18 protein-coding genes are annotated in these 14,233 nt (G+C 57.6%); 1 reads left to right on the forward strand and 17 read right to left on the reverse strand.

The window, feature by feature from the left end; all coding sequences use genetic code 11:
* Position 1: 1 nt before the first annotated feature.
* The 6 genes from bshA to BMZ79_RS06655 form a co-directional block, all read right to left on the reverse strand.
* The gene (gene bshA, locus BMZ79_RS06630; protein ID WP_090637783.1) at positions 2–1,162 is read right to left on the reverse strand and encodes an N-acetyl-alpha-D-glucosaminyl L-malate synthase BshA; all 1,161 of its coding nucleotides are present in this window, start codon (positions 1,160–1,162) and stop codon (positions 2–4) included.
* A gap of 108 nt (positions 1,163–1,270) precedes the next feature.
* Positions 1,271–1,966: a bacillithiol biosynthesis deacetylase BshB1 gene (gene bshB1, locus BMZ79_RS06635; RefSeq protein WP_090637785.1), complete on the reverse strand. Its 696-nt coding sequence runs from the start codon at positions 1,964–1,966 to the stop codon at positions 1,271–1,273.
* Entirely contained in the window at positions 1,966–2,382 is a 417-nt protein-coding gene (locus BMZ79_RS06640; protein ID WP_090637787.1) for a methylglyoxal synthase, read from the reverse strand. Before BMZ79_RS06640 ends, bshB1 begins: the two co-directional genes overlap by 1 nt.
* Positions 2,383–2,449: 67 nt before the next feature.
* Entirely contained in the window at positions 2,450–3,256 is an 807-nt protein-coding gene (gene dapB / locus BMZ79_RS06645; protein WP_090637789.1) for a 4-hydroxy-tetrahydrodipicolinate reductase, read from the reverse strand.
* 4 nt (positions 3,257–3,260) lie between these two features.
* Positions 3,261–3,806 carry a tetratricopeptide repeat protein gene (locus tag BMZ79_RS06650; RefSeq protein ID WP_177222033.1) on the reverse strand — a complete coding sequence of 182 codons (546 nt, stop codon included), beginning with the start codon at positions 3,804–3,806 and terminating at the stop codon, positions 3,261–3,263.
* 55 nt (positions 3,807–3,861) lie between these two features.
* The gene (locus BMZ79_RS06655; protein WP_256252586.1) at positions 3,862–4,197 is read right to left on the reverse strand and encodes a nucleotide pyrophosphohydrolase; all 336 of its coding nucleotides are present in this window, start codon (positions 4,195–4,197) and stop codon (positions 3,862–3,864) included.
* 150 nt (positions 4,198–4,347) lie between these two features.
* Between BMZ79_RS06655 and BMZ79_RS06660 the strand changes: the two genes are divergently transcribed.
* The gene (locus tag BMZ79_RS06660; RefSeq protein ID WP_371263642.1) at positions 4,348–5,214 is read left to right on the forward strand and encodes a YitT family protein; all 867 of its coding nucleotides are present in this window, start codon (positions 4,348–4,350) and stop codon (positions 5,212–5,214) included.
* A gap of 52 nt (positions 5,215–5,266) precedes the next feature.
* On the opposite strand, the gene BMZ79_RS06665 is transcribed toward BMZ79_RS06660, so the two are convergent.
* The 11 genes from BMZ79_RS06665 to BMZ79_RS06715 form a co-directional block, all read right to left on the reverse strand.
* A complete protein-coding gene (locus BMZ79_RS06665) occupies positions 5,267–6,187 on the reverse strand; it encodes a sporulation protein YpjB (protein WP_177222034.1) in 921 nt (306 codons plus the stop codon).
* A 42-nt stretch (positions 6,188–6,229) separates the two neighbouring features.
* On the reverse strand, positions 6,230–6,865 hold the full coding sequence (locus BMZ79_RS06670) for a DUF1405 domain-containing protein (protein WP_256252587.1): 636 nt from the start codon (positions 6,863–6,865) through the stop codon (positions 6,230–6,232).
* Positions 6,866–6,949: 84 nt separating this feature from the next.
* Complete coding sequence (locus BMZ79_RS06675; protein ID WP_090637799.1) at positions 6,950–7,840, reverse strand: menaquinol-cytochrome c reductase cytochrome b/c subunit; 891 nt, start codon at positions 7,838–7,840, stop codon at positions 6,950–6,952.
* Between the two features lie 22 nt (positions 7,841–7,862).
* Entirely contained in the window at positions 7,863–8,534 is a 672-nt protein-coding gene (qcrB, locus tag BMZ79_RS06680) for a menaquinol-cytochrome c reductase cytochrome b subunit (RefSeq protein WP_090637800.1), read from the reverse strand.
* Between the two features lie 17 nt (positions 8,535–8,551).
* A complete protein-coding gene (locus BMZ79_RS06685; protein WP_090637802.1) occupies positions 8,552–9,079 on the reverse strand; it encodes a Rieske (2Fe-2S) protein in 528 nt (175 codons plus the stop codon).
* Between the two features lie 256 nt (positions 9,080–9,335).
* Positions 9,336–9,755 carry a DUF2487 family protein gene (locus BMZ79_RS06690; protein WP_090637804.1) on the reverse strand — a complete coding sequence of 140 codons (420 nt, stop codon included), beginning with the start codon at positions 9,753–9,755 and terminating at the stop codon, positions 9,336–9,338.
* Positions 9,756–9,981: 226 nt separating this feature from the next.
* Positions 9,982–10,164 carry an IDEAL domain-containing protein gene (locus tag BMZ79_RS06695; RefSeq protein WP_090637806.1) on the reverse strand — a complete coding sequence of 61 codons (183 nt, stop codon included), beginning with the start codon at positions 10,162–10,164 and terminating at the stop codon, positions 9,982–9,984.
* A gap of 298 nt (positions 10,165–10,462) precedes the next feature.
* Positions 10,463–11,710: a hypothetical protein gene (locus BMZ79_RS06700; protein ID WP_090637807.1), complete on the reverse strand. Its 1,248-nt coding sequence runs from the start codon at positions 11,708–11,710 to the stop codon at positions 10,463–10,465.
* 204 nt (positions 11,711–11,914) lie between these two features.
* Positions 11,915–12,508, reverse strand: a complete 594-nt coding sequence (locus BMZ79_RS06705; protein ID WP_090637809.1) for a histidine phosphatase family protein — start codon at positions 12,506–12,508, stop codon at positions 11,915–11,917.
* A 79-nt stretch (positions 12,509–12,587) separates the two neighbouring features.
* A complete protein-coding gene (locus BMZ79_RS06710) occupies positions 12,588–13,190 on the reverse strand; it encodes an anti-sigma factor family protein (RefSeq protein ID WP_090637811.1) in 603 nt (200 codons plus the stop codon).
* Positions 13,187–13,783 carry an RNA polymerase sigma factor gene (locus BMZ79_RS06715; protein ID WP_090637813.1) on the reverse strand — a complete coding sequence of 199 codons (597 nt, stop codon included), beginning with the start codon at positions 13,781–13,783 and terminating at the stop codon, positions 13,187–13,189. The genes BMZ79_RS06710 and BMZ79_RS06715 overlap by 4 nt, the downstream gene beginning before the upstream one ends.
* Positions 13,784–14,233: the final 450 nt, after the last annotated feature.

The raw sequence follows: 14,233 nt of genomic DNA on the forward strand, positions 1-14,233 counted from the left end.
CTTACTCGCAAACCGGCTCCGGAATGTCGGCTTCGATGCCGAGCGTCTTGTAGTAGATTCGCTCGTATTCGGCCGTAATCAAATCGTTGCAGAAGCGGGTTCTGGCCCGGTGCAGGCACGCTTCGCGAACCTTCCGGTAGAGCCCTTCGTTGCGCAGCAGCCGAATCGCGTTGTAGGCCATGTCGTCCGTATCGCCGATCGGCGACAGATAGCCCGTTTCGCCGTGGGACACCAGCTCGGGAATCCCGCCGGCCGTGGAGCCGATCGTGGGCACGCCGCAGGCCATCGCTTCCAGCGCGACGAGCCCGAAGCTTTCCTTCTCCGACGGCAGCAGCATGACGTCCGCGATCGAGATGACCTGCGCGACGTCGTCCTGCTTCCCGAGGAAGTGCACGCGGTCCTGCAAGCCGAGCTGGCGGACCCAAGCCTGCACCTTCGGCAAATCCGGCCCTTCCCCGACGAGCAGCAGCCGGCTCGGCACTTCCCGGACAACCTTGGCGAACACGTCGACGACGTCCTGCAGCCGCTTCACGGGCCGGAAGTTCGAGATATGCATGAGGATTTTCTCGTCGCCCGAAGCGAAATCGCTCCGCAGCGAGCTGCATTCCCGCGGAAAGTAAACGCGTTTGTCGACGAAGTTATACGTCAGCTCGATCGGTTTGTCGATGTCGAGCAGCTCCCGCGTTTCGCGGATCAGGTCCTTGGATACCGCCGTGACGGCGTCGCTCTTGTTGATGCCCATGCGGATCAGATCCTTGAGCGACTCGTCCTGGGCCAGCACCGTAATGTCCGTGCCGTGCAGCGTCGTCACCGTGCGAAGGCCGTCGCCGACCATTTCCTTGGCCAAGTAGGCGCAAACCGCATGCGGCACCGCGTAATGGACATGCAGGATGTCCAGCTCCTGCATTTTCACGACCTGCGCCATTTTGCTGGCGAGCGACAGATCGTAAGGCGGATATCGGAAGACGTAATAGTCGTTGACTTCGACTTCGTGATAGAAGATGTTTTTCTGGAATTGGCCCAGCCGGAACGGAACGCTGTGCGTAATAAAATGAATTTCATGCCCTTTCTCGGCAAGCAACTTGCCGAGCTCCGTCGCGACGACGCCGGAGCCTCCGAGCGTCGGGTAGCAGGTGATGCCGATCTTTAAGCGTCTAGCCATGCGCTGCACCTCCGATTCTTTCGTTACCTATGCCTATGCCTATGCGGCGAGCGACGGCTCAACGCGGCTTCATCAAGATATAATACGCTTGACAAAACGAGCGTTCGTTTAAAACAACGTTACCGCATGCGGCTTCCGGATTGCAAATCCTTCGGCGTACGCCCAGCCCCGCGTTTGGCCGAGCAGCATGTCCCTCGCTTCCACGCGCTGGATGTACCGGTCGGTCAACGGCGTCCGCACCCGGTCTTCGCCTTCGGCCGGCGGCGCGAATTGCGAGCGGTAAGCCTGCAGCGCCGCGAGCTTCGTGCCGATATGATCGCTGATATCGGTGACGAGACTGACGTCCCCGCTGTCATTGATATAGTAGAAATACGTTTGCTCCACTTGTACGGGCGGCAGCTCCGGCATATAATTGCGCAGCTTCGCGTTGAAGACCGCTTCTTCGATCAATCCGCTGCAGTTGACGTGGTCCGGATGGCGGTCGCTCCAATAAGGCGCGAAGACGAGCCGCGGGCGCAGCCGGCGAATTTCGGCCACGATCGCCCGGATCTGCTCATCCGAGCCGGTTAAACCCCGGTCGGGCAGACGCAGCACGGAGCGATGCGATAAACCAAGCACCGCGGAAGCGTCGGCGGCTTCCTGCCGCCTCGTTTCCACGGTGCCGTTGGAGGACATCTCGGCTTCGGTCAGGTCGCAGATCGCGACGCGGTAGCCTTGCGCGACATGCTTCGCGATCGTGCCGCCCATGCCGATCTCGACGTCGTCCGGATGGGCGCCGAAGGCTAATAGATCGACGGCCTCCATTACGCCTCACCCGGCTTGTACTTGTGCACGAGCTCGCGCCACGCGAAATCGCCGCGCTGCAGCGCGCGGACAAGCAGCTCGCCCGTCGCGACGTTGGTCGCGACCGGAATGCCTTGCACGTCGCAGAGACGCAGAAGCGCGATGATGTCCGGCTCGTGCGGCTGCGCCATGAGCGGGTCGCGCAGGAAGATGATCAGGTCCATTTCGTTCTGCGCCACGAGCGCGCCGATCTGCTGATCGCCTCCGAGCGGACCGGACATGAACCGGTGGATGTTCAGCTTCGTCTGCTCCATGATTCTAGCGCCCGTCGTCCCCGTCGAATACAAGGAGTGGCCTTGGAAAACATGTTCGTATGCGGTGACGAAATTGACCATTTCGTCTTTCTTTCGGTCGTGCGCGATAAACGCGATGTTCACCCTTGCTGCACTCCTCTCCTGTGTCCTCAAGCTCTCTTCCGCCTTGGCGGCCGGCTTGTCCGGACAGCTAGTCCATCAAATGTTCGAATCCGTAGATGAGTCCGGTATAGGTCATGATTTTCTTGCACGCGACGCTCACGCCGGGCATATACCCCGCGCGCTCGTAGGAATCGTGCCGGATTTTCAAGGTTTGGCCGTAGCCCCCGAAGACGACTTCCTGCTGGGCGAATACGCCCGGCAGCCGTACGCTATGTATGCGAAACCCGTTATAATATCCGCCTCGGGCGCCCTCGATGATTTCCTTCTCGTTTGGATTGCCCTGCCGCAGCTCCTGCCGCGCCTCCGATATCAGCTCCGCCGTTTTGATCGACGTGCCCGACGGGGCGTCCAGCTTCTGGTCGCCGTGATATTCGATGATTTCGACGTGCGGCATATACTTGGCGGCCTGCTCGGCGAATTTCATCATCAGAATCGCGCCGATGGAGAAGTTCGGCGCGACCAGCGCGCCGAGCCCTTTTTGCTTGCACAGCTCGTCCAGTTCGGCCATTTGCTCCGGCGTCAGCCCCGTCGTGCCGATGATGGGGCGTACGCCGTGAGCGATCGCGAGGCTCGTGTTGCCGTAAGCCGCGTGCGGAACCGTGAAATCGACCAATACGTCCGCTTCGGCGCTTTTTAGCGCGCCTTCAAGATCGGCTTGTACGTTAACGCCGCAGGGCGGCAGGCCGACAAGCGTTCCCGCGTCGACGGGACCGGCGGATGGGCTGACCGCCGCCGCCAGCGCCAGTCCTTCGTCCTGAAGCACCATCTTGACGACTTCGCGCCCCATCCGCCCGTTTGCTCCCGTTACTGCTACTCGAATTTGTTCCGCTGCCATTGGGTCACCTGTTCCTTTTCCGTTTACTTCGCTGGCTGTACGCGCGAAGGGCTCTGCCCTTTCGTCTCAGCTCGGCATACAGCGATCGCGCCGCGGCATGCTCGGGATCGAGCCGTACGGCCTCCCGCGCGTAAGCCGCGCCTTCATCGTACCGCCGCAGCGAAGCGTAAGCCGAACCCAGCAGCAGCAATGCCTCCAAGTTCAGCGGATCCATCCGCGACGCTTCGATCAGCATCGTTAGCGCGCGGTCTATATCCGCGGGCGATTGCGTCAGCAGCTGCGCCGCTTCGCTGACTAGGGCTTTCGCTTTCACCGTCTGCAAGTGATACCCGTACTCCTCATGATCGGCATCCAACTGCACGGCCTTCTCCGCGAACTGCAGCGCCTTTTGCCATTTCCCGCTGCGCGCGCACGTAATCGAGCATTTATAATAGACCGCGCCGTTATCCGGTTCCAGCTCGATCGCTTCCTCGAACCGCTGAATCGCCATCTCGTAATCGCCGTTCAGGATGGCTTCGTAAGCTTTCTTCACGCAGCTCTCTACGTCCATCCGCCCATCCTCCTTGTACACAGGTTGATGGTAACAGCATATGTAGGAAGCCGGATTACGGTTCGACGTTTTTTCTCGTCCACCGGTCGGCGTCGCGCGTATTGAATTTATGCATGACGCGGTCATGGGCTTCCGCCAGGTCGATGCCGAGCGAATTGGCGAAACAGACGACGATGAACAAAATATCGCCGAGCTCCATCTCGATGGAATTGTCCGCCTCGTCCGCTTTCTTCGGCTTCTCCCCGAAGCGGTGATTGACTTCCCGCGCCAGTTCACCCACTTCCTCGCTCATCCGGGCGAGCATCGAGAGCGGGCTGAAATACCCTTCCTTGAACTGCGATATGTATGCGTCAACCTCTTTCTGTATGTCCGCGAGCGACTTTTGCGACACCGTCCAAGCTCCTCTCTGTGCATGAGGTTTCCCTACATATGTTATATCAAACCGTTTCCGAACACAATGCTTTTGACTTTCCCGGGAAAGAGACATACTATGTTATAGCCTTCATCTTTGCACCATTCCTCGAAAGGAGCCGGGTTCCCGTTGAAAACGAACGTTACGCAGCTGCTTCGCAATCTGATCCCGGTTATGCTGGGGACCGCGATTTACGCGTTCGGCTTGCATTATTTCCTGCTTCCCAATCAATTGATGGAGGGTGGCGTCACCGGGATCGCGATCTTGCTCAATTACGCGCTCGGCTGGCCGTTGTCGATCTCGACCTTCGTGCTGAACATCCCGCTCTTCATTATAGGCTGGCGCATTCTGGGCCGTTCCCATACGGGCTACACGGTATTCGGAGCCATCTCGCTCTCGGTCTTTCTGGCGCTCATGGAGAAGTTCATCGCGCTGGGATGGATCGTGCCGTTCCGCACGTCGAACGATTACATACTCGCGGTGCTCTATGCCGGCGTCACGCTGGGCGTCGGTCTTGGCATCGTGTTCCGCTTCGGCGGGACGACCGGCGGCGTCGACATCGTCGCCCGCATCGCCGCCAAGCTGAAGGGCTGGAGCATGGGACAAGTCATCCTCACGCTCGACGTGGCCATCATCGCCTTGTCGCTGCTCTATATCCCGAAGGAAAAGGTACTGTACACGCTCGTCGCCGTCTTCATCGCCTCGAAAATGATCGACTTCATCCAGGAAGGCGCCTACGCGGCCAAAGAATTCACCATCATCACGGAATTCGGCGATGAGATCGGCCGGAAAATCACCCAAGAAATGGACCGCGGCGTCACGCTTTTCCCGGCCAAAGGCGCGTATTCGGGCAAACCGAAACAGGTCGTCTACTGCATCGTGGCGCGGCACGAGATTCGGCTGCTGCGCGCGATCGTCCGCGGCGTCGACCCGCGCGCGTTCATCGTCATCAACGACGTGCACGACGTGCTCGGGGAAGGCTTCAAAGAAGAATAACCGGCCCAGAGGGCCGGTTATTTTTTCGCTCGCCGATGCAGCGGCATGCCGTTTAGAATTTGTTGCGCGAGTACGGAATGCTTCCGTTTCGATCGTTCCGATATTTGCGCCAGCCGATGAAGCCGAGCACGCCCATTACGAAAGCGGCAATGAACATTTCCCCGATCAGCATGGAGCCATGCCTTTGCTGCCCCACGGTCATGTCGGGCGGAAGCGCTTCCGCTGCAGCGGCCTCGCCGATCTGATTCGGATCGCGGAACAGCGAGCTCGCGGCAGACGTCAGGCCGTCAAGCGCCGATAAGACGGATTCCGGCCGCATCTGGCCGTTTTCCGCGGCCGTCACGACCGCTTTGATATACCCGATGCGTTCCTTGACCGTTTCGATCGAACCGGGATCCCGCTGCATGAGCGCCGCTACCTCCAGCCGGTCGACATGCTCGCGGTAAATTCCGATCGCCGCTTCGGCCGCCAAGGCCCGATCCTCGGTTTGCGATTGCCAACTCGTCCGAATCCGCTGCGCGTCATCCTTCAAAATCTCTTCGTATTGGAGCCATAACGGCGACTTCGGACGAAAAACGGCATCGCTGGCCAGCTTCAGCCGGGCGGCTTCCGTATACCAAAGCGTGGTCGTTCCTTTTTGGGGCATCGCCTTTTTGGCCGCCTGCAGGCTGAGGTCGAACGCTTGCCAGCCGACCGGCGTGCCGGTGCCGCGTACTTCGGGCAGGGCGGCCAAGCCTTCGATGCGCTGCAGCAGTACGTACGCTTCCTGCCGGTTCGAGCGGTTCGCCGCCGCATAAAAGGCATCCGACCACGCGCTGAGCCGTTCCAGCGACGAATTGTTGTCCGCGTCCGCGCTTTCCGGACTTGCGTCGGCAGCCGACGCGGCGAATTGCGCGGGTTTCAGGCTGCAGCCCGACGCCAGAAGCAAACAAATACCGGCGCAAACCAGCGCAATGAACGATGATGCCTTCATGACCATCCCCCCTATTACCATCGTATGGAGGGATGTCCCATCTTAGACCTTGCGGTAGGCGATTAATAGCCACGTGATCAACAGACTGAACACCGACAATCCCATCGTGAACGTCTGGATGGCGGACAAATCGTTTTCGAGCACGTCCGGCAGCCAGGGAAACACGAAAAAGGTATAGTCGATCGTGTCGTTGAGCAGGAGCCACAGCAGCGCCAAGAACGCCATGAACCGTCCGAACACCATATAACGGACGAACAGCATCGCCTCGAACGCCATGCCGAGATGGGAAACGATGAGCATATAATGCTCCCACTGCAGCTGATCGCCCTGCGCGCCGCCCGCCATGATCATCGTGACCGCCCAAATGCCGTATTTGATCGACGTGACGACGCCGAGCGCTTCGATGATCGAACGGACCGTCAAACCTACGGTACCGGAACCCGGGAGCCGCGGAAATAATAAGAAGAGCAAGGACAGCGTAAAAAACAAGCTGGCGGTTGGGCTGTCCGGTACGAAGACGACCTGCCAGGCGGATTGCGTCTCCACCGTATACGCCATTTGATTGCCATACCAGTAATAGCCGTAAACGGTCCCTAACGTGTTGACGATAAAAAGAAGCCACAATATCGTGCGATTGGTCAAGAAATCGCGGCTCCACGGCAGAACGGCTGCTTTCACGTCAATCCTCCTCGTCCTGAACTCAGGCATTGTTGCAAAAAAACCTGATCGTGGGAACGATCAGGTTTTGATTCTCTCCATGCCTTATTTTGCAGGCGCTTTTTGTTTCGCGAGCCAAGTCGTCAGTTGATCGATCTCATCGGCGGTCAACTTATCCTTGAAGGCCGGCATGTTGTTCTTGCCGTTCGTCACGATGTCGACCAGCTCTTCTTTGCTGAACTTGTCGCCGATGCCGTGGAACGACGGAATGCCCGAGCTTTCGTTGCCCTTCAAGTCCGCGCCGTGACACATGACGCATTGCGCTTTCTGTTCGACCAGCGAGCTTACGACCGGATCCTTGGCGTCGACCAGCGGAATTTCCGGCGCGGGTTCGCCTGCCGGACGGCCGGCTTTCGCCGCTTCTTCCGCGGCTTCGCGCGCTTTCTCTTCCCGGAGGATTTGTTCCGGAATCGTGTTCGTGATCTTCAGCTCGTGCTGGTAGTGATCCCACGATTGCTTCGTCAGGTAGAAGCACGAGATCAGCGACATGAACATCAGCAGCGACGCGATCGGACGTCTGTAGAAGCGGCGCTCTTTGCCGGTGTCCAGGAACGGCGCCAGCAAGAGCGAACCGAAGGCGATGCCCGGAACGCCTACCGTACCGAGCACGACGTAGCTGCCCGACACGTATTGCAATTTCAGAAATTGATACAGGAACAGGAAGTACCAGTCCGGCATCGGAATAAACGCCGCGTTCGTCGGATCTGCCGGATAGCCGAGCGGAGCCGCTTCGGAAATCGTCAGCACGAGGAAGCCGACGAGCACCACGACGCCGACCATCCATTCCTTCAACAGGAAGTTCGGGATGAAAGCTTCCGATTTGCCTGGATAAGAAGAATAATCCGGTGGGGTCACGGGGCCGGGAGCCGACTTCTTACGAACCCGGGAGTCACCGACGAATACGACTTTTTCGTTCGATTTATGACCGTGTGCCATTCGCAGAATGCCTCCTTTCGGCTTAGAGTGGTCCCGAAATCCCTTGCTTTCGGATCATAAAGAAGTGAGCCGCGAGAAGCGCGAGCAGCGCGCCAGGCAGGAAGAAGACGTGAATCGCGAAGAACCGCGTCAGCGTTTCCGCGCCGACGATCTCGCCGCCTTGCATCAGCTCTTTAATGTATGTACCGATCCACGGCACCGATTCGGCGATCTGAATGCCGACCTTCGTCGCGAAGTAGGCTTTGTTGTCCCACGGAAGCAGGTAGCCCGTGAAGCCGAGACCCAGCATGATGAAGAAGATCAGCATGCCGACCACCCAGTTCATTTCGCGCGGCGCTTTGTAGGAGCCCGTGAAGAACACGCGCAGGGTGTGAAGGAACATCATGACGATAACGAGACTCGCGCCCCAGTGGTGCATGCCCCGCACGATTCCGCCGAATGCGACCTTGTGCTGCAGGAAGTCAACGCTCTTGTACGCATTGATGATATCCGGCACGAAGTACATCGTCAGGAACATCCCGGACAAAATTTGAATGACCGTAATGAAAAACGTCAAGCCGCCGAAGCAATACACGAATGCGGAGAAGTGATGAGCAGGGTTGACGTGCTCCGGTACTTCGTGGTCCGCGACGTCCCTCCACATCGGCGTAATATCTAGACGTTCGTCGATCCAGTTGTAGATACCTTTCATCATCAGATTGTTACGCCTCCTTATACCCGTGTATTGGCTTTGATCGGACCGAGGTAAACCCAGCCGCTCTCGACCTTCAAGTCGTATTCGTCCAGCGGTTTAGGCGCGACGACCAAATTCTTGCCGTCCTTGGTGTAGTGGGCGCCGTGGCATGGGCAAACATACTCCTCGTTCTTCTCCGTGTTCCAGCCGATCGTACAACCAAGATGTTTACAAACCGGAGAGAGCGCGAACGGTTTGCCGTCTTGCCCTTTGGAGATCCAGGCCGTCAGCTCAGGGTCGCTGACATACCAGCCGTCCACCTGGTGGATTTTGAACTTGAATTCTTGAGGTTCGTTCGTAATTTTTGTTTCTTCTACGACTTTAATCCACGTACCGGCCGCTTTTTTCTGCAAGATCGGATCTACCGCAAAGCGGATCATCGGAAGCGTCATACCCGCTGCCATGAAAGCGCCTGCGCCGCCGAGCGTATACGACAAAAATTGACGCCGCGACATCCCGTTGCGTTTCACCGCGCCGTGCGTGTTATCGTGTTCATGGTTACTCATCTTCTGTTCTACCCCCTTTGCTGAGCCATATCTTGTGTTCTGCCGGAGAAGGCAAAACAAACGATGAACTAGGACATTACTTATAATAGCCTAGGTGATATGGAGCGTCAAGAATTTGCCAATCGAATATATGGACAGTTCAAATTGGGATTTGTCAATTGTTATCAATTTGTCACAATTGACCTTGTCTGGAATTTGTTTTACCCAATCCGCTGTCACCTTATGCAAAACGATGCAAGCTTGTCCGGCCGATGAGTCAGGCGCGACCGAGCCAAAGCTTGCGAACGGACTCGCTGACGGCACCCGGTTCGGGCGACTCGCCGTCCTCGTCCGGACCGACGGCCAGGTCCGCGCCGCATGCTTCGGCGGACGGCAGCGGAACGGCCGAGGCCAGAATGATGTATGTGAATCCGGCCGTACGCAGATTGCCGCATACCTCGCGGAGCTGCCCGGCAAGCTCGGGCGACCGCGCGCCATACTGGATGGCGGGATACGTGACGATTCTTCCTTTGAACGGCTGTTCGATCGTATGCAGCACGTCGCGGAGACGTTCGAGCTTCCGCGCCGCTTCGTGCGGCATTTCCGCGCCCGTCAATCCCGTCACCGGCAGCACCGCCGTATCGAGATACGGTTGAAGCTCCGCCCACTGCTCTGCGTTTAATTCGCTGAATTTCATTTGTTTTCCCGCTCCTCCGGTCATTAGGATATGTATGTTCGGCAAAATCCATTCTATTCAATATACCATAGGTATCCCTATTATAATGAAAGAAAATTTCCGCGCCTTCCCGCCCGGCCTTCGGAGCAAAAAATGCCAGGACCATCGAGGCGTTCGCCCCGACATCCTGGCATCATGTAATCGATCGGCCTGCATGCGCTGCGCGCGGGGCGCGCCGCCATCGACATCAAACGTGCAGCGACTTCAACTCGTCCGTCAACCGCTGAAAGGTATCCTTGTCGCCGGAGGCCAGCGCCGTATCGATCTCGGCGTACAGCTTATCCATGCGAAATTTGAGTACGGCTTCGTCCAGGAGCATTTCCGCGGCAAGTCCCAGCATGACTTCGTATGAGAGTTTCATTTTGTCCATAGGATACACCTCCACCTCCAACTGAGCGTTTAAGAGATCCTATATTCCTTTCCTTACGCCTTTTGCTTCCCAATCGTCTTCTTTTCTCCGTGCCGATCGTCTAATCTGTCCGTGCCGACGACTCCCGCAGGCGACCAAGCGAAAGCATATAGGTGGTTCAAGTAAGTGCGATTCTCCCGTTCGGGGAGGGTATCGGCTCTACTAAATTATATTCAACGTACTTGAAAGAAGCTAAGGACGTTGGCCCGCCGCCGAACGAATGTGCTTCAGCCCGGCGGCATCCGTCACGCCCCGGCGGCTAACCGTTCAGCACGATCGCCTCGTCGTCGAGGCTCTGTCCCGCCACGATCGTCCGGCCGAGCGGCGTCATCCGAAGCACTTGTCCGAAATCGGCGTGTTCGCCGATGCGAAGCAGCCCGAGATGCAGCATCATGCCGATGAGCCGCTGCTCGAGAATCGTTTCGGGCTGGTCGTAATAGAACGGCTTCACGTAGGGCTTCAGCGTCGAGAGGACGGTATCGGTCTTCACCCATTTATTCCCCAGCTTGTCGATCCAATAAACGAGCGAGCGAATATTCGGGATCGGTCCCCTGTATAGCCGCAGCCAGAATTGATACAGCTTGTCCGGCGGCTCCGCCGACCGCAGCGCCTGGCGCTCCTTGCCCGCCGGCGACAGCTCCAGCACCTCGTTCTGCTCGACGATCCAGCCTTTGTAGTAACAGTAGTCGTACAGCAGGGACAAGCGGTTCGGGTACTCTTTGATTTTCCGCCCGTACCCGAACCGCCATTCTCCTTTGCCCGGCAGCGGTTCCTTGACCCCGAACAGCTCCAGCAGCTGCATGACGCTTCGCTTGTACATCGTGCCTTCCGTCGTGAGGGCGACTTCATTTAAGTGGATGTACGTCAGCAGCTGCGCCACGTCATCCCCCATCAGCATCTGTTCGTCCCGGTAGGCGTGGGGCTCGTCGTCCGCGTATACCGCGCCCGCGATCAAGCGGCGCTCCAGCGACTGCTTGAACCGCTCCTTCAAGTCGCTCGGCACTTGAAAGAGATAGCGCTCCGGGCCGGCATAGCCGTTGAACAGCCAGCCGTATTGCTTGAACCGGGATATCGTCTCCCGCGGACCGCTTTCCGGTTCGGGCCGGTCCTTCGCCGTCGTCTTCGCTTTTGCCGGCCGCTTGCCCGAAGCTTGCGACTTCGCTGCCGGTTTCTTGACGGCCGGCGCGGACTCGTTCGCGCTGGGCGCGGCAGCCGATGAGTCCTGCTGCCCGGCAGGCGAACCGAACCGGCTCAACTGCACCCGGGCGACTAACTCCTCCAGGCTGAAGGCATCCCGCGCATCGAACAGCAGCGAATTCATGAACCTCAGATCCTCGAGCTTCAAGGCGCCGATTTGCGCTTCGAACACGTCGCGGCGACTGACCGTCGACAGAATCGACTGGATTAACTCGTGTTTCGAGTTTCCGTTGCATTCGCATTGATAGGTTGTCGCGATTCGGCTCAGCTGGCCGATGTCCGCATAGCTTAGCATGTCCGCTAATTTCATCTGCCGCCCCTCCGTTCCCATCTCTCTTGCAGGTGTACTACCATTATGGGAACATTGCCGTTTTTTATAACCCCGGTTGGGAGAAAAGTTCATGCTGCGCGCTTCCCGCGCCGGCGTTTCGCCTTGAACGCGCGGCCGATCGCAACGAAAAAACAGCCGCCAATCTCGCTCCGTTGCGAGAATAGCGGCTGTCGACAAGAGGACTTATCGGCAATCTTGCAGTTGTTCCAAATGCTGCGTGCAATTATGAAGCAGCGGGATCCACCCGATACCCGAACGTTCCATGATCGAAAACGAAAGATTGAGAATCGGCTTATCCTCCAAGTCCGCGTACATCGCCCGCAGCAGCTGCGACAGCAGGCTGCCGTGGGTCACGACCAGCAGGTCGCGGTCCGGCATCGTAGCGGCGGCCTCCTCGACGAACGCCAGCGCGCGGTTCCGCAGCTGTTCGTCATTCTCCTGGCCGTGGTCGAGCTTCTTCCAGTCCGCGCCCCAACGCGACAGCCGGTCCGCTTCCGTCGTCCCTTCCACGTCGCCGTAATACCGCTCGCGCAGCCGCGCGTCCGGTTCGAGCAGCGGTATGCCGAGCGCCTCCGCGATGATTCCGGCGGTTTGCCGCGCGCGCATGAGATCGCTCGAAACGACCGCATCCCACTTCAACGGCTCCGTCGTCAGGCGGTTTGCAAGCGCCCGCGCTTGCCGAACCCCTTCCTGATTGAGCGGTATATCGGTTCGGCCCTGGATTTTGCCAAGCTCGTTCCAAGCCGTCTGACCGTGGCGAATGAGTCCGATTCGCAATCCGTCTACCTTCCTTCAACGAAGATCTCCGGCGCGGAACGCCGGAGTCGGGTTCTTGCCAGTATTCAATATGTATGCGTCAGCTGCGCGTTCGTGAAAACCAGTTTAAAATGAGCAGCGTCATAATGATGCCGAGCAGCGATAACGCAACATAGTATTGCGGAACCGTCGGCACGATATTCAGCACGATGGGATCGCTGATGCTGGCGACCGGCACGTCGGCGTAAAACGCGTTCTGAATGATGTCGGGGTCGCTGGCGGCGTCCGCCGGTTCGATCAACCCGGTCAGCTTGGCCACGTTTACGGTGGACGCATCGTGATTGCCCGTGACGACGTAGAACAATCCGACCACGAACATCGCCAGGCAACATGCGATAATCGCCGTGACGTTCCGGCGGAACGTCTTGGAAAATTGATAGGTTCGGTTCGTCACCGGCATGAACCAGGACTGTTCCGTATAAATGCGGTCCATGACGCCATGGTTGACGTGGTCGACGGGACCGATCTCGTCGGCATCTTCCGAGAAGACGCGAATCAGCTGTTCGCTCTCTTCCCATATCCGAAACTCCTCCCTGCACGCCTCGCAGGTTTGGAGATGCAAATCCACGAGCAGACGTTCGCTGTCGTCTTCGGCCAAATCCCAATAGACGCCGAACGATTCCTGTACATCCTGGCAGTTCATCGCATTTTCATCCCCTCGTACTCTTCCAGCATTGGCGATTCGCCGAAATACGGTTCCAGCTGAACCTTGACGCTGCTGCGCGCACGAAACAGAAGCGATTTTACGGAGCTGACGGTCTGGCCGAGGATATTGGCGATCTCCTGGTAGTCCAGTTGATCGTACTCGCGTAAAATAAGCGCCGAGCGCTGCTTCTCCGGCAGGCTGTTGATGGCTTCCCGCACCATCGACATCCGTTCGTTCTTCAGCAGCCGCTGTTCCGGAACGGCATCAGGCGGCGCGACCGGGGTAAATCCGACTTCTTCGAAGGATACGTTCCCGGCCTTCTGTTTTCTCAGCTCGCTGAGCACCGTATTTCTAGCGATGGTGTACAGCCATGTTGAAAAGGAAGCATCGACTTCCCTGAACGAATGGAGGCTGCGATACGCTTTGTAAAACGTTTCCGAGCAAAGGTCTTCCGCCAGCAGCTCGAGCTTCGCGCTCTTCAGCATGTGGAAGATGAAGGCAAGGATTTTTCGTTGGTAGCGCCGCATCAACTCCGAGTACAGCTGTATGTTGCCATCCTTGATTTCGCGTATAAGCTGGGAATCGGTCATCGCGGGCGACCCTCCTTGGCCATAGGAGTGCTCCCGGATCGGTTATACATTGTACCGACACGGGAGGAAAAAGTTGCGCGATCGTAAAAATTTTGTGATCTATGCTATTTTCTCTATCTATTTCGAGGAATGAAACCAAATTCCTGCTTCTTTCGACACGTTTCAAATCCCCACATTTTTACATAAACAACATCGATTGTAACATGCGGCGAAAGGTCGTAGGGTAAAAGTTTCTCAAAGATCGCGTAGTCCGGATGGCCCGGCACTGGTAATCGACGTAACGAACCGGGGAAAGGTTTCAATTAAGCTAATAAAAGACAAAAAAAAAAGACCGCCCAAGGGCGGCCCCGCAAAGATCTGCGATGGATTTGGATAGGAGTGGAGAGAAACCATACTGTACCTTTATTATATGTATCCGTTTTCATTTTGTCAATAAGCGTTTTCAAATGA

The sequence above is a fragment of the Paenibacillus sp. UNC496MF genome, assembly GCF_900113915.1.
In the GTDB taxonomy this organism is placed as follows: Bacteria; Bacillota; Bacilli; order Paenibacillales; family Paenibacillaceae; genus Paenibacillus_Z; species Paenibacillus_Z artemisiicola.

What these genes read in the sequence shown, in the direction of transcription:
- BMZ79_RS06665 (WP_177222034.1), bottom strand. Translation starts at nt 6,187, where the DNA reads ATGAAGGCATCATCGTTCATTGCGCTGGTTTGCGCCGGTATTTGTTTG.
- bshB1 (WP_090637785.1), bottom strand. Translation starts at nt 1,966, where the DNA reads ATGGAGGCCGTCGATCTATTAGCCTTCGGCGCCCATCCGGACGACGTC.
- BMZ79_RS06690 (WP_090637804.1), bottom strand. Translation starts at nt 9,755, where the DNA reads ATGAAATTCAGCGAATTAAACGCAGAGCAGTGGGCGGAGCTTCAACCG.
- dapB (WP_090637789.1), bottom strand. Translation starts at nt 3,256, where the DNA reads ATGGCAGCGGAACAAATTCGAGTAGCAGTAACGGGAGCAAACGGGCGG.
- BMZ79_RS06675 (WP_090637799.1), bottom strand. Translation starts at nt 7,840, where the DNA reads ATGGCACACGGTCATAAATCGAACGAAAAAGTCGTATTCGTCGGTGAC.
- BMZ79_RS06650 (WP_177222033.1), bottom strand. Translation starts at nt 3,806, where the DNA reads ATGGACGTAGAGAGCTGCGTGAAGAAAGCTTACGAAGCCATCCTGAAC.
- bshA (WP_090637783.1), bottom strand. Translation starts at nt 1,162, where the DNA reads ATGGCTAGACGCTTAAAGATCGGCATCACCTGCTACCCGACGCTCGGA.
- BMZ79_RS06685 (WP_090637802.1), bottom strand. Translation starts at nt 9,079, where the DNA reads ATGAGTAACCATGAACACGATAACACGCACGGCGCGGTGAAACGCAAC.
- BMZ79_RS06710 (WP_090637811.1), bottom strand. Translation starts at nt 13,190, where the DNA reads ATGAACTGCCAGGATGTACAGGAATCGTTCGGCGTCTATTGGGATTTG.
- qcrB (WP_090637800.1), bottom strand. Translation starts at nt 8,534, where the DNA reads ATGATGAAAGGTATCTACAACTGGATCGACGAACGTCTAGATATTACG.
- BMZ79_RS06695 (WP_090637806.1), bottom strand. Translation starts at nt 10,164, where the DNA reads ATGGACAAAATGAAACTCTCATACGAAGTCATGCTGGGACTTGCCGCG.
- BMZ79_RS06700 (WP_090637807.1), bottom strand. Translation starts at nt 11,710, where the DNA reads ATGAAATTAGCGGACATGCTAAGCTATGCGGACATCGGCCAGCTGAGC.
- BMZ79_RS06715 (WP_090637813.1), bottom strand. Translation starts at nt 13,783, where the DNA reads ATGACCGATTCCCAGCTTATACGCGAAATCAAGGATGGCAACATACAG.